The sequence below is a fragment of the Hahella sp. HN01 genome, from assembly GCF_018986435.1.
GTDB lineage: Bacteria > Pseudomonadota > Gammaproteobacteria > Pseudomonadales > Oleiphilaceae > Hahella.
The window spans coordinates 1-19,917 of record NZ_JAHMIN010000039.1; the positions used below are offsets into that span (position 1 = coordinate 1).

15 protein-coding genes are annotated in these 19,917 nt (G+C 52.2%); 8 read left to right on the forward strand and 7 right to left on the reverse strand.

The window, feature by feature from the left end; genetic code table 11:
• From KP814_RS26930 to KP814_RS26965, 8 genes are all read left to right on the forward strand, one after another.
• A partial coding sequence (locus KP814_RS26930) for a LysR substrate-binding domain-containing protein (protein WP_253938662.1) occupies positions 1-359 on the forward strand: 359 nt, incomplete at its 5' end.
• A gap of 151 nt (positions 360-510) precedes the next feature.
• Positions 511-1,113, forward strand: a complete 603-nt coding sequence (locus KP814_RS26935; protein WP_216739683.1) for a restriction endonuclease subunit S — start codon at positions 511-513, stop codon at positions 1,111-1,113.
• A 91-nt stretch (positions 1,114-1,204) separates the two neighbouring features.
• Entirely contained in the window at positions 1,205-2,920 is a 1,716-nt protein-coding gene (locus KP814_RS26940; protein ID WP_216739684.1) for a class I SAM-dependent DNA methyltransferase, read from the forward strand.
• On the forward strand, positions 2,910-4,133 hold the full coding sequence (locus tag KP814_RS26945; protein ID WP_216739685.1) for a restriction endonuclease subunit S: 1,224 nt from the start codon (positions 2,910-2,912) through the stop codon (positions 4,131-4,133). Before KP814_RS26940 ends, KP814_RS26945 begins: the two co-directional genes overlap by 11 nt.
• A complete protein-coding gene (locus KP814_RS26950) occupies positions 4,130-4,618 on the forward strand; it encodes an endonuclease domain-containing protein (protein ID WP_216739686.1) in 489 nt (162 codons plus the stop codon). The genes KP814_RS26945 and KP814_RS26950 overlap by 4 nt, the downstream gene beginning before the upstream one ends.
• 162 nt (positions 4,619-4,780) lie before the next feature.
• Entirely contained in the window at positions 4,781-5,002 is a 222-nt protein-coding gene (locus tag KP814_RS26955) for a hypothetical protein (protein ID WP_216739687.1), read from the forward strand.
• 3 nt (positions 5,003-5,005) lie between these two features.
• Positions 5,006-8,443, forward strand: coding sequence for a type I restriction endonuclease subunit R (locus tag KP814_RS26960; RefSeq protein ID WP_216739688.1), 3,438 nt, complete (start codon positions 5,006-5,008; stop codon positions 8,441-8,443).
• A 14-nt stretch (positions 8,444-8,457) separates the two neighbouring features.
• On the forward strand, positions 8,458-9,219 hold the full coding sequence (locus tag KP814_RS26965) for a M48 family metallopeptidase (protein WP_253938663.1): 762 nt from the start codon (positions 8,458-8,460) through the stop codon (positions 9,217-9,219).
• 96 nt (positions 9,220-9,315) lie between these two features.
• Here KP814_RS26965 and KP814_RS26970 read toward each other — a convergent pair whose 3' ends face one another.
• From KP814_RS26970 to KP814_RS27000, 7 genes are all read right to left on the reverse strand, one after another.
• Positions 9,316-9,558: a hypothetical protein gene (locus KP814_RS26970; protein ID WP_216739689.1), complete on the reverse strand. Its 243-nt coding sequence runs from the start codon at positions 9,556-9,558 to the stop codon at positions 9,316-9,318.
• Positions 9,559-9,695: 137 nt separating this feature from the next.
• On the reverse strand, positions 9,696-10,460 hold the full coding sequence (locus KP814_RS26975) for an ABC transporter substrate-binding protein (RefSeq protein WP_216739690.1): 765 nt from the start codon (positions 10,458-10,460) through the stop codon (positions 9,696-9,698).
• A gap of 256 nt (positions 10,461-10,716) precedes the next feature.
• Positions 10,717-11,442: a transporter substrate-binding domain-containing protein gene (locus tag KP814_RS26980; RefSeq protein WP_253938664.1), complete on the reverse strand. Its 726-nt coding sequence runs from the start codon at positions 11,440-11,442 to the stop codon at positions 10,717-10,719.
• Positions 11,443-12,509: 1,067 nt separating this feature from the next.
• On the reverse strand, positions 12,510-16,379 hold the full coding sequence (locus tag KP814_RS26985) for a G8 domain-containing protein (RefSeq protein WP_216739692.1): 3,870 nt from the start codon (positions 16,377-16,379) through the stop codon (positions 12,510-12,512).
• A gap of 750 nt (positions 16,380-17,129) precedes the next feature.
• A complete protein-coding gene (locus KP814_RS26990; protein ID WP_253938665.1) occupies positions 17,130-17,687 on the reverse strand; it encodes an imm11 family protein in 558 nt (185 codons plus the stop codon).
• 32 nt (positions 17,688-17,719) lie between these two features.
• Positions 17,720-18,172 carry an imm11 family protein gene (locus KP814_RS26995; protein WP_216739693.1) on the reverse strand — a complete coding sequence of 151 codons (453 nt, stop codon included), beginning with the start codon at positions 18,170-18,172 and terminating at the stop codon, positions 17,720-17,722.
• A gap of 494 nt (positions 18,173-18,666) precedes the next feature.
• On the reverse strand, positions 18,667-19,911 hold the full coding sequence (locus KP814_RS27000; protein ID WP_216739694.1) for an MFS transporter: 1,245 nt from the start codon (positions 19,909-19,911) through the stop codon (positions 18,667-18,669).
• Positions 19,912-19,917 lie beyond the last annotated feature (6 nt).

Consider the following 19,917-nt stretch of genomic DNA (forward strand, 5'->3'; position numbering starts at 1 on the left):
ATCTGGCGCAACACCACTATCTGGCGCAACACCACTTCGTGCTCTACTCCCAACTGCAAGCCAAATCCGACATCCAATTCAAGGACGGCAGCCACTTCCCCGCCGCAAAAATCCGCAGCGCCATCATGGCCAACAGCCTCAAATCCATCGCCTACTTCGTAAAAAGCGGCCTGGGCGTCAACTGGGGCCCGAGATGGCTCTACGAACAAGACCTGCAAGAAGGCAAACTAATCGAACTCCTCCCCACCACCCCCACCGAAAACTTCACCGTCACCGCCCTCTACACCACCCGACAATTTCTGCCCTATCGGGTGAGGTGGTTTTTGGAATTGTTGGGGGAGCGGTTGGAGTTGGGTTAGGGATAGAAAGCGGCTATTACACCAACTTTATCGCCAATCTGGTCAATTGAGCCATTTTATTTGCATCAAAGGCGATGAAACGCTTTTAGCTTGACATTCAACCGGGATCAACTGATTATTTCTGCATCATCGTCTATGAACTGGTAAAGATGTGAAGCTCAAACAGATCGCAACCATCAATGCAGGCTATCCATTTCGGGGCAAAATCCCTGAAGCGGCAGGCTCCGCTGTGGTCGCGGTTCAGATGAAGGATGTTTCGCTAACCGAAGGGATTCGCTGGTCAGACTGTATTGAGACAGAGCTAACCGGCAAGCGTGAACCCGACTACCTCACCGCAGGCGATATTTTAGTGGCCGCTCGCGGCAGCCATAACTACGCCGTACAGGTGGATCAGGCACTGGTCTCCACCGGTAAGCAAGCCGTTGCTGCGCCGCATTTTTTTCTTATTCGCTTAAAAAAAACCAGCCTGAAAAAGAAAGACGTTCTGCCAGAGTTTATGGTGTGGTTACTAAATCAAGCGCCGGCTCAGCGCTATTTTGAGCAGAATGCCGAAGGCACGTTAACAAAGAGCATTCGTCGCAGTGTGTTGGAAGAGGCCCCCGTGGTTGTCCCTCCTCTGGCGAAACAGCAAGCGATTATTGCGATGGCCAACACCCTGAATGAAGAGCAAAGGCTGATACAGAGGCTGGTAAACAACGGCGAACGCATGATGGGCGCCATCGCCAACGACTTATACCCGGCGCATGGCCACTAAACAGCAGCACAACGAATTTAAGACTTAAACCGGGCCAGCCAATGATTTGGCCCTACTACCAATCATTTGGCCCTACTAAAGGAAGCAATGGATGAACACAGTCCTGAACCAGAACAAAGACGCCGTGAGCGGTAAAGATAGAATCAATCAAGACAGCATCAATAAAGCGCTTTGGGCCGCCTGCGATACCTTCCGTGGCACCATCAGCGCCGATACCTATAAAGACTTCATCCTCACCATGCTGTTCCTCAAGTACATCTCAGACGTGTGGCAGGATCACTACGATGGCTACAAGGCTGAATATGGCGACGAGCCGGAACTCATCGAAGAGATGATGAAAAACGAGCGTTTTGTACTGCCCAAGGCGGCCAGTTTCTATGCCCTTTACGAGCGCCGTCACGAACCCGGCAACGGTGAGCGCATCGATCAGGCGTTGCACGCCATTGAAGAAGCCAACGGAACCAAACTGAAAGACGCCGGTAAAAGTGTGTTCCAGGACATCAGCTTCAACACCGACAAACTGGGTGAGGAAAAGCAAAAGAACACCATCCTGCGTCACCTGCTGGAAGACTTCGCCAAGCCCGAGCTGAACCTCAAACCCAGCCGCGTTGGCGCGCTGGATGTGATCGGTAACGCCTACGAATACCTGATCAAAAACTTCGCCGCCAGCGGTGGCCAGAAAGCCGGTGAATTTTATACCCCGCCCGAAGTCAGCGACCTGATTGCTGAACTGTTAGATCCGCAACCGGGCGACAGCATCTGTGACCCAGCTTGTGGTTCCGCATCGCTGTTAATGAAATGTGGCAGTAAAGTTCGCAAAAATCACGACAGTAAGAACTATGCTCTCTACGGTCAGGAAGCCATTGGCTCTACCTGGTCGCTGGCAAAAATGAACATGTTCCTGCACGGCGAAGACAACCACAAAATTGAATGGGGCGACACCATCCGTAACCCCAAACTGCTGGATAAAAACGGCGATTTAATGTTGTTTGATATCGTGACCGCCAACCCGCCGTTCAGCCTGGATAAATGGGGCCACGACGAAGCCGAGCACGACAAGTTCAGCCGCTTCCGCCGTGGCGTACCGCCGAAAACCAAAGGCGACTACGCCTTTATCCTGCACATGATCGAAACGCTAAAACCCAAAAGCGGAAGAATGGGCGTGGTGGTTCCACACGGCGTACTGTTCCGTGGCTCCAGCGAAGGCAAAATCCGCCAGCAACTGATTGACGAAAACCTGTTGGATGCCGTGATTGGCCTGCCGGAGAAACTCTTTTACGGCACTGGGATTCCGGCGGCGATTTTGATTTTCAGGAAAAATAGAAATGACCCCACCCCAACCCTCCCCTTACCAAGGGAGGGGGTTAAAAACTCCTCCCCCTGGCAAGGGGGAGGCAGGGAGGGGGTTTTGTTTATCGACGCCAGCCGCGACTTCAAAGCCGGTAAAAACCAGAACCTGTTGACAGAAGAGAATATCGCCAAAATCGTCGCTACCTATCGGGCATTTAATGACCCCACCCTAGCCCTCCCCTTACCAGGGGAGGGAACGCAAACTCCTCCCCCTGGCAAGGGGGAGGCTGGGAGGGGGTCTGTATTAGTCGATAAATACGCCTATGTCGCCAGCCTCGATGAGATCAAAGAAAACGACTACAACCTCAACATCCCTCGCTATGTCGATACCTTTGAAGAAGAGGAAGAAATTGATCTGATGGCGGTGCGTGCTGAACGTGAGCAACTGAAAGCGCAGCTGACCGAGCTGGAAACGGAGATGGCTAAGTATCTTGAGGAGTTGGGATATGGCGCCTAACCAGAAAGCGACAGCTTTAGACTCATTTGTTGATCCCAGCGCCCCAATTTGCTATGGCATCCTGAAACCTGGCGAACACGTTTCTGACGGAATTCCTGTCATAAAAGTTAAGAATATTATTGGCGGTAGGATTCTGGAGGATGACCTTCTAAGGACATCTCCCCAAATACATAATCAATACAAGCGAGCGGAAGTAAATCAAGGTGATTTACTACTAACAATAAGAGGGACAACAGGACGGGTTGCGATCGTACCGCCGTCACTTTCTGGCGCTAATATCACGCAGGATACAGCAAGAATTAGAGTGTCTAGCGATGATGACCCTTTGTATGTTTTTTACGCATTGCAGTCGCCAAGTGTTCAACGACAAATAGATTTGAACACTGTGGGACAAGCTGTCAAAGGAATCAATATAGCTGAGGTGAGAAAGCTAAAAATCTTTCATCCAGCTGATACCGAACAAAAGAAAATCGCCCAAATCCTCTCCACCTGGGATAAGGCCATCACCACCACCGAACAACTGCTCGCCAACAGCCAGCAGCAGAAGAAAGCCCTGATGCAGCAACTGCTTACCGGTAAAAAACGTTTGTTGGATGAGAATGGGGTTAGGTTTGGGGGGGAGTGGCGCGAAGTCTCATTGTCAACCATCTGCCAAATCAACCCTAAGAAATCACCTGCTCCCGAAGATGGAAAAGTATCTTTTATTGCAATGGAATGTGTATCGGAAGATGCAAAGCTACTTTCGTCGTCGGTTCGCGAGTATGACGAGGTGAGTAAAGGCTTTACCTCGTTTGCCGATGATGACGTGCTTGTGGCAAAAATTACGCCCTGCTTCGAGAATGGCAAAGGAGCGTATGTCGAGCGAATGCGAAACGGTATTGGATTTGGCAGTACCGAGTTCCATGTCCTGAGATCAGGAGCTAAATCTGACTCAAAATATCTCTATTACCTGACAAACACCTCAGAGTTTCGAGTTCGAGGCGAAGCAAATATGCAAGGTTCCGCAGGCCAAAAACGAGTTACAACAGACTACCTAAAGTCATTGAAAGTGACAGTACCAGTAAAGCTATCTGAACAACAAAAAATCGCTTCGATTCTATCCATCGCCGATCAGGAAATCACCGCTTTCCAACAAAAGCTCGGTGCCTTAAAGCAAGAGAAAAAAGCCCTGATGCAGCAGTTGTTGACGGGTAAGCGCCGAGTGATTGTATGAGTCAGAATGACCCCACCCCAACCCTCCCCTTGCCAGGGGAGGGAGTAAGAAGGCCTGATGCCGTCACTCCTCCCCCTGGCAAGGGGGAGGCTGGGAGGGGGTCATATTTTCAACCGCAAAGCCTTTTCAATCCTCGCTACCTCAAACAACGCCGACAAGATTTACGCAATAATCTAACCGACCCCGAAAAGCGTTTATGGCAAAAACTTCGCGGAAGCCAATTGGGTGTTAAGTTCCGGCGTCAACATGGCATAGGACACTATATTGCCGATTTTTACTGCGCATCCTGTTCGTTAGTCATCGAAGTTGATGGTGACAGCCATTACACGCCTGACGCGCTTGAATATGATCGGGAGCGGAATAACTATATGCAGTCTTTGGGTATTGACGTAATCCGCTTTAGCAACGAAGAAGTGATGAAAAACATTGACGGGGTATTACAGGCCATTCAGAAACAAATAGTAAAAAATGGGGAAAGACAATGACAGGCAGCCAGCTTACCCAATACCCGGCTAGCGAGCTTGTCATATTTTCAACCGAGAAGGTAAAACCATGGAAAATGATCTGATCCTCTACACAACGGAAGACGGCCAATAACAGTTTACGCTTCGCGATCTGGGGAGCTGGCATGGCTGACCCAGCTCGAAATGGCCGAACAATATCAGACGAGCAAGCAGAACGCCGGTAAGCATGTGGAGGCTGTCTTGGCAGACGGAGAGCTGGCTGAAGAGGCAGTTGTTAACTCAAAGTTTACAACTGCGGCTGAGTATGAACGTTTTGCAGAGCATGGTCGCCTCCTGAAAGAACAAGCTGGAGAAAACGATCCAAGCGAACGGTTGAATTGGACGCCGCCCAAGCAGCAAGGATAACGAATGACACAATACACACCCAAATTTCAGGAAGAATACAGCGCCAAGTTACCGGCGCTCACGTTGTTGACCCACCTAGGGTGGTCATTCCTCTCTCCTGAACTTGCGTTAGCCGCCCGCGGTGCCAAGACTGACGAAGTGGTTTTACGCCAGGTGCTGCGCACTGAGCTGCAGAAGCGCACTTTCACCTTTGCCGGTAAGCGCTATCCGCTGTCTGAAAAGTCCATCGACAACCTGATTGCCGAGGTGTGCAGCCCCGCGCTTAACGAAGGCCTGTTGACGGCCAATGAGCGTCTGTACAACCATCTTTTGTATGGCATATCCGTCACGGAGTTTGTGGATGGTAAAAAGGCCAGCCCAACTGTCGCCCTGATTGACTGGCTGAACCCGGCCAATAACAGCTTTGTGTTTACCGAAGAATTTACCGTTACCCGCTCGGGCGGTATTGGCTCTTCATTTCAAGACAAGCGCAGACCCGACATTGTGTGTTTTGTGAACGGCATTCCTCTCGTGGTGATTGAGGCCAAGCGCCCGGATGGGAAGGCCCGATCTGGAAAAGGGGGTGGCCCCACCATTGACGAAGGCATTTCGCAAAGCCTGCGTAACCAGCGCCATGATGAAATCCCGTTGCTGTTCGCCTATAGCCAGATGCTGCTTTCCATAAACGGCAACGAAGGCCGCTATGGTACTTGCGGTACGCCCACCAAGTTTTGGGCCGCCTGGCGTGAAGAAGACATTTCCGACGCAGAAATGCTCGCCATCAAAAACCAAAAGCTCAAAGACGACCAGCTGGCGAGCTTGTTCAGCCACCGCCCGGCAAAGGACCTGGAGTGGTACAAGAGCCTGACCGCTGCGGGTGAGCTGGCTGTTACCGGCCAGGATCAACTGCTGATCAGCCTGTTAAGCCCTGCCCGGCTGCTGGAGATGATCCGTTACTTCACCTTGTTCGATAAAAAGGCAGGCAAAATCGTCGCGCGTTATCAGCAGGTATTTGGTATCAAACGATTGATTGAGCGCTTGACCCCACCCCAACCCTCCCCTTGCCAAGAGAGGGGTTTAAAAACTCCTCCCCCTGGCAAGGGGGAGGCTGGGAGGGGGTCAGATCGAGGCGGTGTGATCTGGCATACCACGGGGTCGGGCAAGTCATTCACCATGGTGTTTTTAAGCAAGGCGCTGATCCTGTACGAAAGCCTGAAGCAATGCCGTATCGTGGTGGTGACTGACCGGGTGGATCTGGAAACCCAGCTCAGTAAAACCTTTGCCTCTGGCGGTGAACTGGCCGGTAAAAAAGACAAAGAGGCGGCGATGGCCACCTCTGGCAAACGCTTGGCCGAACAGATCGGCAAAGGTACTGAGCGGATTATCTTCTCGCTGATCCAGAAGTTTAATACCGCCACCAAGATGCCGGAGTGCGTAAACCACAGCCCCGACATTATTGTGCTGATAGACGAAGGCCACCGCAGCCAGGGTGGTGAAAACCATATCCGCATGAAGCAGGCGCTGCCCAATGCCGCCTTTGTCGCCTTCACCGGCACACCGTTGTTAAAAGACGACAAGACCACCAACAAGTTTGGCCCCATTGTGCACGCTTACACCATGCAACGCGCCGTGGAAGACCAGACGGTTACGCCGCTGCTCTACGAAGAGCGTATTCCCGATCTGGACGTGAATGAACGGGCCATCGACAGTTGGTTTGAGCGTATTACGGAGGGGCTTTCAGACGAGCAGAAAGCCGACCTGAAGCGCAAGTTCGCCAAGAAAGGCCAGGTATACGGTGCGGAAGACCGCATTCGTTTGATTGCCCTGGATATCGCCAATCATTTCGTTAAAAACATCGACGAAGGTTTAAAAGGCCAGTTAGCCTGCGACAGCAAGGCCTCCGCCATCAAATATAAAAAGTATCTGGATGAAGCAGGCCTGTTTGAATCCGCTGTAGTGATGAGCCCACCGGATAGCCGTGAGGGCAATACCGACGTAGATGAAGCCACCACACCGGAAGTCACCCAGTGGTGGAAGGACAATGTTGTCACTCCCTTTGGCTCAGGGGATGAACAGGCATACACCAAACATATTATTGAGCGCTTCGACAAAGATGACTCCCTGAAAATACTGATTGTGGTCGATAAGCTGCTCACCGGCTTTGATGAGCCGAAAAACGCAGTGTTGTACATCGATAAACCATTAAAAGAGCACAACCTGATTCAAGCGATTGCACGGGTAAACCGTCTGCATCCGAAGAAGAAATTCGGCTTGCTCATCGACTATCGCGGCATTCTGGCTGAACTGGATACCACCATTCAGAAATATCAGGATCTGGCCTCCCGCACTCAGGGCGGTTACGACATCAATGATATTGCTGGCCTCTACAACCAGATGAGTACCGAATACAAGCGCCTGCCACAGCTCTATAAGCAGCTATGGGCTATATTCGATGGCGTGAAAAACAAGAACGACATCGAGCAGTTGCGTCAGGTTCTGGTGCCGAAGATTGAAGAGCGTGGTGGAGAGTCCTCAACGGGTATTACTGGAGAGCCCTCAGCGGGTATTACTGGAGAGCTGGTCGATGTGCACCTGAAGGTGCGTGAAGACTTCTACGAAGCCCTGACAGCCTTCGCCAGTTGCCTGAAGGTCGCCCTGCAATCAGCCACCTTCTTTGAAGATAAGAGCTTTAGCGATCAGGATCGCCGTCATTACAAAGAAACGGTGAAGCAATTCTCCAGCCTGCGCCAACTGGTTCAGCAAGATGCGGGAGAGAAAATCGACTATGACGAATACGCCGAACAGGTTAAAAAGTTGCTGGATAAGCATGTGGTGGGCGTAGAGGTTAAAGAACCCGGTGGCGTATATGAGGTCGGCAAGATGGGTCAAAAGCAACAGCCGGAAGACTGGAGCGAAGATAAAACCCGCAACGAAACCGATATCATCAAAACCCGTGTGACACGCATGATTGAACAAGAGCTGCGGGATGACCCCTATGCTCAGGAGGCGTTTTCCAAACTGCTGCGTCAGGCCATTGAAGAAGCCGAAAAACTGTTCGACCATCCATTGAAGCAGTACATGCTGTTCCGTGAGTTTGAAGAGCAAGTACAAGACAGACGCTTGAACGACATACCCGATGCATTTGCCGGTAATCGTCATGCCCAGGCCTACTTTGGCGTATTCAAGAAAGTGCTGCCGGAAGCCTTTGCCCTCACTGTTAATAGTGGGGATCAGCAAGTTCTGGATAAGTGGGTCGAAGTCGCCTTTGAAATTGACCAGACGGTAGAAACCTCTGTCGCGGAGAACTCCATCAACCCGCAGAACATCGAAGCTGACATTCGAAAAAAACTACTTCCCCGTATGTTCCAGGAATGCAAAGCCATTGGCGGCGGCATGGATCAGGCCAAGAAGATTGTTGAGATGATTGTTCAGATCACCCGTGTGGGATTGAGCAGGGTTTGAACGGGGATCACCAGATGAATGCGCCGATAAAACCCCAATCAACGAAATCGGGCCAGACCATGAGCTTCCGCTACGGTGACGAGCAAATAATATTTGAGCGAGTTAAACGCCCGCATGCGACTGGCAAGGTATTAATCAAGGTGCATCCCGATTGCCGGGTCATCGCGTCTGCTCCCGAAGAGGCTGACAGCGAAGCAGTTCTCTCCGCGGTTAAAAAACGTGGCCGTTGGATATACGAGCAACTTAGGCACTTTCGCAAACAGCTTGAGTTCACCACCCCGCGTCAGTACATCAGCGGCGAGAGCCATTACTATCTGGGGAAACAGTACCTGCTGAAAGTGATTGAAGCGCCTGAGCAGGTTCAAGGCGTGAAACTGCTACGCGGCAAGCTGGAAGTATCGGTACGAACAAAGTCAGCCGACAAGGTTAAAGAGCTACTGACTGACTGGTACAAAGCACGAGCCAAGGAAACCTTCGCCAAGCGCCTCGACGCTATGCTGGAGCAAACCCTATGGGTAGATGGACGGCCACCGCTGCGCATACTGACGATGCAAACCCAATGGGGCAGCTGTTCACCCAATGGCCTAATCACCCTGAACCCTCACCTGGTCAAAGCGCCCCGCGAATGCATCGACTACGTGATCCTGCACGAGCTTTGCCACATCGCTGAGCATAACCACAGTGAGCGATTCTACCGACTAATGGGCCAGGTCATGCCAAAGTGGGAAAAGACCAAGGAACGCCTGGATGGGATGGTGACGTTAATAAACATATAGCGCCGAGAAGCTAAAAATAATGTGGCTTCGGTCATTACCTGCAAGATCGGCCAAAGCTGCCTACGATAGCCCGTTATCTGTTCTTATCAAAAGGCCCTATTCCTCCGTATCCCACTCAGGCCATTCGCCGCGAAAGCGGGCGACTATTTCTGTAGTCGAGATGAATCCGACAATGATATGCGTATCAGGTACTTTTTCTTCGCCGGGCAGGTCATACCAGCAGTTGTCTTTCCACCGCAGTAGCTGGTTTTCTCCGAGCCCGTTGGGAAACTTTGTTGACGCTAGAAAAATTCCCTCCCATTTTGGAGAGCCTTTTTGCCATTTCACTTTTCTATTCATTGATACCCGTCTTTAGATTCGCTCATTGCTTGGGCAGGTTTTTTAGTTGGCGTGGACGTTGCCCGACTTGGGCATACGGCGGGAAAATCATAACACCATCAGTCAACATCTTTTCTATTGCTTTAACGCTCCGGTCATTACCGATATTTATCCCAAATCCCCTCAATCTCCCCACTATCAAGCAACTCCTTAATCGCTGCATTCAACCGGTCCAGTGCGGCGGCTTTGTTGGGGTGGATGCGTAGCATGACGTCTACGCCGCCGACTTCGAAGCCGGGTTCAAGGCCTCGGTAGACGGGGTTTTCGCGCATGCGGTAGAGGACGAGGTCTTTGTTAATGATGACCTGGTCCAGGCGGCCGGCGAGGAGCATGGTGAGGAGTTGGGATTCGCCGTTGACGTCGTAGCGTTCGATGGCGCCGCTTTGGAAGAGTTTGGTGAAGGTTGGATATTGGTAGCCGCGCACGACGCCGATGCGTTTGCCAATTAAGTCTGAGGGCGCTTCGACGGGCAGGCTTTTATTGCGGCCGAATAGCAGGATGTCGACGGATTGCGCATAGGGAATGGTAAACAGCCCCAGGGTTTTCTCCCCTGCCCGCCATGCGGGATTCACTCCCGACTCGATATCCACCAGATTTTCATTGAACATCATCAGGCCGCGGGCCAAGGGGTGTGTTTGTGAGACGAAGGTGTCGCCGGTGATACGGCTGATGGCATCGAAAAAGTCTTTGTAGAAGCCGGTTGGGACGCCATCCTGGTAGAAATAATAGGGGGGAAATTCCGTGTTATGAGCCAGCACTCTGAACTCTTCCGCGTGCGCCCCATCCTTCGGCGGCCATATCCCGATCAGGAGAACGAGGAGGCTTCTCAGAAAGATACCCGCCAACAGCTTTCGTAGGGTCATTCTTACTCTAACTTCTATGACAAAGGCATGTGAAAAAGCGTGGCTCTCCCTGCGTCCGTTTGACGCCGCCTCAGCGTAACGCGCTTGCTGCCGGTATACGCCTCATAGTTAGGTGGCTACCGGTTAAAGCAGTCTGCTCTGATCATCTCCTTTTTGGCATGACACATTTGTAAATCAATGCAAATTCAGCCGCCAGACAGTCCCGCCCGTTCGCACGAGACCGGCTTGTCTGGCGGCAGATATGACTGTAGGCGGATTATTTGACTCCGTAATCCGCCAGGATCTTGTCGTAGGTTCCGTCCGCTTTGATGGCGGCGAGACCCCGATTGTAAGCCTCGATGATTTTCTGGCCCTGAGAGTTGGCCTTGCCGGTGGCGACATGCAGGTCGTTCACCGACAGGGCGTTGCTGGTGAACTCCACCGAACCCAGGTCGATGCCGGCGTCCTTCATGACAGACTTGGCGACGATCTCATCTTCCAGGGTCAGGTCCACGCGATCGCTCAACCGCTTTTTAACGTTGGCCTCTATCGTCCCCGCTTCCGGTCTGGAGAAATTAGTGGCGTGGGTGAACTCGTCGCCATAGCCGTAACCGCTGACGATGCCGACCTTCTTCCCGCTGAGACTATCCAGCCCATTGAACTCAAACGGGTCGCCTTTACGCTTGATGAACTTGATGCTGTTCTGCGCGTAGTAGTTGCTGTAGTTCAGCACTTTGGCGCGCTCCTCCGTGAACCAGGCGCCGGGCAATATGTCGATATTGCCGTTGATCACGTCGTTCAACGCCCGTTTCCACGGCAGGATTTTGAAATCCACCGTGTAACCCTCTTTCTCCATCGCCGCTTTCAGCAGCGCAATGGAAATTCCGGGATCACTCCCCTCCTGTATAAACGGCGGCCAAGGGTCCTGCGCAGCTGTGACGGTCTCCGCCTGCGCGGAAAACGCAACGAGCATGGTCAGAATCAAGGTAGAAAGAGCCTTCATGCTTATACCTCTCTGTTTGAGATAGATCATTGGCGTAGGCCGATAAACCTCGGGGAGAAAGTTCATCAGGCGAAGGTCAAACGGCGTTGTTTACAAATCCCCAGGGTGGCGTGGCGCAGCGGCCAGTAACCGTAATAAGGTTAGTTTATAAACAGGTCGCCAACAAATTGGAGCGCCGCAGTGTGTGGGCTTTTGGGGAGACAATATTGGAGGTGGCGGTAGTTTTGAACGTGGGAGTGACCTTGAAAGTTTGGATGTTGGAAGGCGCTGCGCTTTTCCAACCTACTTTGGGAGGCGGCGTTAATTGTAGGTTGAATAAGCGGAGCGCCATCCAACTGTTTTCGTGAAACGAAAATACAGCGCGGATCTTGGCGGGGTTTGTGGAGAAGAAAAGTCGAACGTGGCGGTAGTTTTGAACGTTTGGATGTTGGAAGGCGCTGCGCTTTTCCAACCTACTTTGGGAGGTGGTGTTAGTTGTAGGTTGGATAAGCAAAGCGCCATCCAACTGTTTTCGTCAAACGAAAATACAGCGTGGTTCTTTGCGGGGCTTATTGAGAAGAAAAGTTGAACGCGGCGGTAGTCTTGTACGTTCGATGTTGGAAGGCGCTGTGCTTTTCCAACCTACTTTGGGAAGGGTGTTAGTTGTAGGTTGGATAAGCGGAGCGCCATCCAACTGTTTTCGAAGAACGGAAAATACAGCGCAGTTCTTTGCAGGGCTTATTGAGAAGAAAGTTTGAACGCGGCGGTAATCTTGTACGTTCGAATGTTGGAAGGCGCTGCGCTATTCCAACCTACTTTGGGAGGTGGTGTTAGTTGTAGGTTGGATAAGCAAAGCGCCATCCAACTGTTTTCGTGAAACGAAAATACAGCGCGGTTCTTTGCGGGGCTTATTGAGAAGAAAGTTTGAACGCCGTGGTAGTTTTGAACGTTCGATGTTGGAAGGCGCTGCGCTTTTCCAACCTACTTTGGGAGGGGTGTTAGTTGTAGGTTGGATAAGCGAAGCGCCATCCAACAGTTTTCGTGGAATGAGCGCCGGAGTTCAGTTCGACTCCGGCGCATGAGAAAGGCTAGCGATCGCTAATCAGGTAGACGTTGTCGGCGGTGCCTTTGGGCAGTTCGGTGGCGCTTTGGAACAGAAAGCTCTGGAAGTTGTTTGCGCCGTTGAGCACATGAATTTCCGTACTGTTCACGCCATTGCGTTTGAAACCGATCAGGTCCGGCGCGCCGTCGCCATTGAAGTCAGACACGCGGAAGCTCCAGTTGTCATCGGTGGCGTGCAGCGCTGTGGCGGAGTGGACGACGAAGTTATCGTAACCGCTCTGCGCGCTCAGGATGTGCACCTCCGTTCTGTTGGAGCCGCCTCGTTTGGCGATGTACCAGAGGTCGGGTCTGCCGTCGCGGTCATAATCGCTGATCAGGAACTCATCCGACGAGTTCGGTCGCAAGCCCAGTCCTGTGGCGTCATGCAACAGGAAGTTCTGCGGGTTTCTCCCGTCCAGCACGTGCACTTCCGTGCGGCCACTGCCCGTCGTGTTATGCAGGATGGCCCAGATGTCCGGCTGGCCATCGCCGTTGTAGTCCCGTATCGCCATGTGATCGTTGACGTTCATGTAGCCCAGCGCCGTGCCGGACTGGAAGATAAAACGCTGCAGCCCGCTCTTGCCGTCCATGATATGCACCTCCATCGTCCCCGTGCCGGTGTTGCGCTTTTTGAAGCCGGCGATATCCATGTAGCCATCGCGATCCCAGTCCGTCATATCGAACTGCCAGGCTTCGTTAGCGGCTTCCAGCGCGCTGTTCTGCGCGGCGGTGGAGATGAAACTCTTGCTGCGCAACAGCTTCTGGAACGTGGTTCTGGCGCCGCCTTGTTTGTTCAACACATAAACATTGGGAGCCAGCGGACGATTGGCCCCTGGCGCGCACCCGGGATTCAAACATACGAAGATAGAGCCCAGTTCGCCGGGATTTCTGAAATCCGCGCCAGCAGGCGCTTTGAAGCGCACAAACAAACTGCCGTTCTCATAAGCCCAGGCGTTGCCGTCAAACGCGCGCAACGCCGCCCTGGCGCCGACCGAACCCAACTGAATCAGCGGACCGGAGAATCCGTATTGCGCCGCCGGCGTTCCCAGATAGACATACACGTTAGGCGCCACGCCCGGCAGCTCCAAAGTCACATACTCGCCGCTGCTCATGCTGTGATAATCGAAGCGGGTGATGCTGGGAATCTGATCATGGTAGATATAGCTGTAGTTATACGCGCCATCGACCATGGGCAGCAGACTGACGCCTTCGATTTCCTTGCGGGATTCGGTATAGCGCGCGCCGTCGCTACGGAAAAAGGTGCTGTCCTGACGTCTGCGGCTGACCAGCGGCGCCGGCGGCAGCCAGATTTCATCAGAGGGACGCACTTCCACGTAGGCGAAACGACGGCGACTTTCCATGCCGCTCAGTCCGTCTTTGATGCGGCTGCTGTTACCGTCGACCAGCATGGGATGGTCCTGGGTGATGGCGGTCATGGGCTGGCCGGTGAATGTCCCGTCCACATCGTAAATCGCCCCGTTGAACCAGACCGGGCCAATGTAGTCGTTGCGATAGCGCACCTGATAACTGCCCGGTGAAACCGTGGTGTTGTGCAGGGAGTGCCCGGAGTATTTGATGTTGGCGCCCCATTGATCGAACAGGGTGAAATTATCCCGCTCGAAACCGGTGAAATGGGAATCGCGAATACGCACCGGCCCGTCATACAGAATATGCCCAATCGCCATACCAATGACGCCACTGGAGGCGGATAGGCCCAGCGGCGCCACAGGCTCGTAGTTTTCCGAAGCGCCCACCCAGAGCACGCGATTATAGTCCGTCACCCAGGTGCTGGCTTCGCCTTCATAGTTATCCGCCACGATCAGGTCGTTGTAAGTGCTTTTGCCGCGATTGCCGCCCACTCGGGAATACATCCCCAGGTAGTTTTTGTACACCGTCAGCCCATTAATGACCGGCTCCTGCTGGGGCATGTAGTCATTGTTCAGGTTAGGCGTTTGCGAAGCGTCATTGGGGGTGGGCGCCATACCCAGCAACCAGCCGTGGAAACTGGAGTGCGCGGTGTTATTGTCAATAGCGCCGGCAGGCAGGTTCTGCACATTGGGATTCAGCCCCGGAACGAACACCGGACTGTTGGGGTTCTGATGAAAGGCGAACCAGAAACCGGAGCCGTCGGAGCCGGCGGCGTGATTATTCTGCACGATGTTATTGGGATTGGTGATCCAGAAGGTGGACGGACCGCTGGCGTTTCTCAATCTGCCATTGGTGAAATCGCTGGGCAGCAGCGCGTATTCCGGTGCGGGCTTGCGAGTCACCATGCCCAGATTGCCGACGATACGGTTGCCGGTCTCGTTGCCGTCCTCCATGAACAGGGCATGCCCCAGGTTGTCGTAGCAGACGTTGTTTTCCACTGAGGCGTTGTTGGTGCCATGAACGGTAATCGCGCGATTGTAGGTGTGGTGGATACTGGAGTTGCGAATGTATTGCCCGGCGGCGTTGCCGGCCAAATGCCAGTGGAAAGGATAACGTCCCAGCTTGCGGCGCTGCCCCATGCGGGTCAACTCCACATTGGAAAGACGACCGAAAGCGCCGCGCATCACCATGATGTTGCCGCCATAGGCGATGCGACCGCTGTCTGCGTCCCCCTGAATCCGGAGATTACGGGACAATAGGCCCACTTCCGCGCGTTCGTCCAGCGTCCAGCTTTGTCCATTGTCACTGTATTGCTGCAGTTTGCCGAAGTGGTTGTACGCGAGGCGGTCATTGAGCGTGAGCGTCTTTCTGTCGCCGCTCAGGCTGACGATAGTGAATTCCTCGGCATGGTTCATGTCGAAGTCGCTGGAGGCGATGACAATGCGATCCCCCGCGCGCCAGTTCACGGTCTCTTTCAGCGTGATGCTGTTGTCGCCAATCGCAGCGGAAGCGCCCAGTTGCGTCCAGGATCGCTGGGGCTGGCCATGCATTTCGATACGGCCGCCGTTCATGGCGTGAATCAGCTTGGATTCCGCCGCCGGATTATCTCCCAGCAAGGTAATCACGCCCTGGCCATTAAACGGCGCCTCTTCCCGGCCCAGCTCCAATAAGCCGCCCGCCATGACGTGGATTTCCGCCACATCCAGCGTAAAGTCGCGGTTGACGGGCGCGGTGAGAATCCCCTCGTTGATGATCACACTCGCCGCGTTCAGGTTGTCCAATACCATGGTGGAGCCAGCGGGAATGTAGACTTCTTCGCCAGGCCCGGGAACCGAGTTCTCCAGCCAGGACGACGCCTCCGACCAGACCGGCAGCTTCTCCAACTGCACGTCGTCGACAAAGGCGGTGTTATCGCCGCTTGCGCTCAGGCCGCTCAATAATAATTGGTATTTGCCTGGCTCCAGCCACATCGTGGTGGAATGATACAGGCGATAGTTAGTGTCCTGCGGGCGGATTCGGCCAACCTGGCTGCCGGCGAGCGATACCCGCAGCGTTTGCCCTTGAGAAGAGTTGATGCAGCCCCGTTGCGCTCCACGCAGATTGACGCGGTAAGAGCCTGCGCGAGGGATGGTAATGGTTTTCTGCACCTGCCCCGTCTGCTGGATAAACAGCGCCTGCTGGCCCTGAGGCGTGGCGGGATTGCATGAAGTAAACGCAGAGCCGTTTTCGGTAATGCCCGCGCTATCGGCGAAGGCCCATTCGCCGCCTTTGGGCAGATATTGATAGCCTCCCGAGGGAACATCCGGCGTCTCAAAACCGGAATCGCCAATCGGCGTCATCTCGCCCTCGCCGACCGCCGTCACCGCCATGGCGCTCTGATAAAACGTCAGCGCCGCGACGGTCGTCAGGATGGAAAGCGCCCTCTTGCGTTTTAAGACTGAGCCGCGCGTCGGCTCGTCAGTATGATTATTCGTGTCACCCAAGTTCATTTTATAGTCTTCCACAGTGCATTGATTCTTAGCTCTGGCTCGCCTGAACCCCGTTTAAAGGCGTTAGGAATCTATGCTTCAAACAGACATAGAAATCCCACATCCAAAATTACTCTTAAACGTTTCAGATTCGACATAGATAAATTAAGTAAAAAGTTCGGCATTGCTATCTTTGTCGCCGAAACCAGAACCTCATCCATTAAGTCGAATAACCGAAATGCATCAAGCCAATAACCGCTGGCGCGGCAATCAAATTAATGCGGTGTTTCCGTTATCCGTATCCCAGGCGAACATTAACATAAGTTCACAGTCAATCCATTAGGGCAATGTTTATAACCCATACGGGATAACGATGTATGAAGAATTATCCGAATTAATATGCAACTTAATCTGCATCACCAATGATAGATTTTCATATTTTAATCATGCGCCGTTGCAACCTGTTTCGTATGATCCCAAAGCCCTGCTGACAGGCCCTGCAAGCCTGATTTAGACTACTCGGCGACATAGCGACATATAGAAAGGGAGAGCTTTTCGTGTCAGAACTCATTAGTGAAAAGAAGAAATTCGACGAAACCTGGGAAAAGGAAGCGCTCAAGGCAAATCGCACTATATGGTTGAATAGTTGACAGTAAATTCATAGAGTACGCCCCTCCCCCCCTAATAAGGACTGTTATGGGCTCTTCTTTAATTGAATGCAGAGATCCTGATCGTCCGAATCTCCTAGTGAGTCTAACTCAAAATAATCCATCAAGTGTCGTCAGAGTACTTTAGCTTTGTCATAATCAAGTTGGTAAAGCCAGCTTGAATAAAATCATTTACAAGCTCTTCACTTATAATATACGAAGACACATGTTCTTTGGCCCTGAATAATGCGGGTGCGTTTTCAACCTTTTTGGTATCGAGAATATACTCCCCAATATCAATAACCTTATCGGTATCTCTCCAATACTTTACCTGACTGGCCTTAGTATCCAGGCAATCCATAATAGTCAGGGGGTTGATGAAGAAGTAATCGCCAGTGTGTGGTTTATTCTTATGGTTCAGTAGCGTGAAGGGAAAGTATTCGATATTGTCGTTGCCGATCCTGGATTCAATAATCGCTTTTACGTCTTTGTGAAGAATTAAATAACTTTCCGTGCTACCGATTAAAGAAGCAAGCTTCAAACCCTCTCTGTCTTCGGACATATGAACAACGGCATTTTCGGGGTAATAATCCTTAACGGCCTTCCCTCCTCGAAGCCTACTGTAGTGAGCGCCTATGCCTACTGGCGAGTGGTCTAACACCACTAAACCCTCATCATCCATATTGCCAATTGTGCTCAGCCTATAGAAATTCATTAATCTTCGTTGGCATACTGTAGCTTAGTTAAGATCATATTGGTGAAACCCTTTTGCCTAAAAGCGTTAGCCAGGTCTTCGTTAACAACGCAAGTAAATATCTCTTCTTTCACTCTGAAAATTGTAGGAGCATTCTCAACTTTCTTCCGGTCTAGAATAAACTGCCCTACATCCAAAACCTTATCGGTATCTTTCCAAGATTGCACCTCACTGGCTTCGATATCAAGGCAATCCAGCTTTATCAGAGGGTTAATAAAACAATAATCTTCTGAGTGTGGCTTGTAATTCTGATTATGAATGGTAAAAGGAAAGTATTCTACATCCTTGTTACCCGCTTTTTCTTCAATGATGCTTTTAACATCTTTGTGTACTATCAAAAAGCTCTTAGTGTTCCCTACAAGGCAGGCAAATCGCACTATGCGGTGAATAATCGACCATATTTTTTCTGCCATGAGAAGTGAAAGTGGCGCCCAATATCTCAAATTCGCTGCTTTAACCCACTATGCTTTGGTTTCCGGGGATTCGCTTCTACAGCGTATTTCACTAAGATCGTATCTTTAGCAATTTCCTGCCGTTTTAATGGAATTTCAAGCAAAAACGAAGTGCGATTCCCCTGAGAAGCGCTTAAGGCTTTTTCTCGTCTGTTTTCATCGCAGCAAATAACGGAGTTTGATCAGGCTTTGTTCGGCGATCAATTTGATAACTTTCGTCAGGGAATGAGCGTCATGTTTCCTGATTCGGATGATATTAATTTTAAAAGAATAAGGTCCAACAGATTAAAGCTTCTCGGTTATAGCTGGCAGGCGGATATAAAGACATGGATCAAAGTGTCGGGTTGATTACATCATGATGCATAAGCCGCCTGCTTTTCGTTTAAACAACCCGACAATCAGGCGGCGACATTCAAACGCTGACCGTTAACGGGACAGCGTTGTTTATTATTTTGCTAATCCGCGTATTTCACCTGCCGCGCCAGACTCAGTTGTTCTTTACAGCAAACCAGAATCGCCAGGCAGACGCAGAGCAGCGCCGAGACGATGGGGGCGCTGACGCTGATATTGGCCACAAAGCCAAAGGCGAAGCCGGAGAATCCTGCGCTGAAGGCGGCGATGGCGGCGGCCATTCCCATGATTGAGCCTTGCCTGCTCGCATCGACGCTCATGGATAACTGCGCCATCAAGCCGCTGTACGACAGGCCAAAGCCCACCGCGCCCAATACCGCCAGCAGATACAGCACATAGGGATGGGTGTTAAGCAGAGTTCCGCCGATGCAGAGCGCCATCAGGCCCAACGCCAGTCCAACCATGCCAAGCGGCTTCAGCATTTTCATGGCGGCGCCCACCAGAAACAGGAACGCCGCCGCCAGGCCAAAGCCGACCCAGGAGACGAAACTGCTCACTTCCTGCTGGCCGAAACCGAGCCCGCCTGTCAGATACAGACCAATAAACTGGAAGAAGGTATTCCAGCCCACCAGCATCAACAGCAGGAGCAAGGCGTAAGTGCGGATATCCTTGATTCTGACTGCGTCGAGCAGGTTCGCAATGGGGTTGGGAAGCGTCATCGCGCGGCTCTCGGCGTCCGCTTGCTGGTCCTGAAACACCAGCAGCAGGATCAGCAAATTCACCACGGACAGCGCCGCCACAAAGATAAAAGGCGTCTGCAGATTGAACCAGGGAACTAGCGCAGGATCGCTCAGATAACCGCCGATCAACGGGCCGACGACATAACCCAGGGAGACAAAGAACATGATGTAGCCAATGTACCTGGCCCGCTGTTTCTCCTCAGTGACATCGATAATGGAGGCCTGCGCGACGGGCAGACTGCCGGAAAAGAAACCGCCAATAAGCCGCCCGGCCATGAACAGCCACAGGCTCTTGAACGCCAGGGCGAGCGCCAGCAGGACATAGCTCATCGCCAGACCGCTCAGGCACAGCAGCAACGTCTTCTTCCGTCCCAGGCCATCAGACAAAGCGCCCAGCAAGGGCGCGCCAAAAAACATGGCGATGGAGAACGCCCCCAGCGCAACGCCGTATACGCCGTTGCGGAAACCTTCCGATCCTTCGCTGATCAGCCCAGCCACGGGATCGTGGGCGATGGGCGTCAACATGGGAATAATCAGGCTGGCGCCCAGATTATCAATGAAGATAACCAGATAAATGCCGATTAAACTCAACATCCTTATGTTTGTCATAAAACC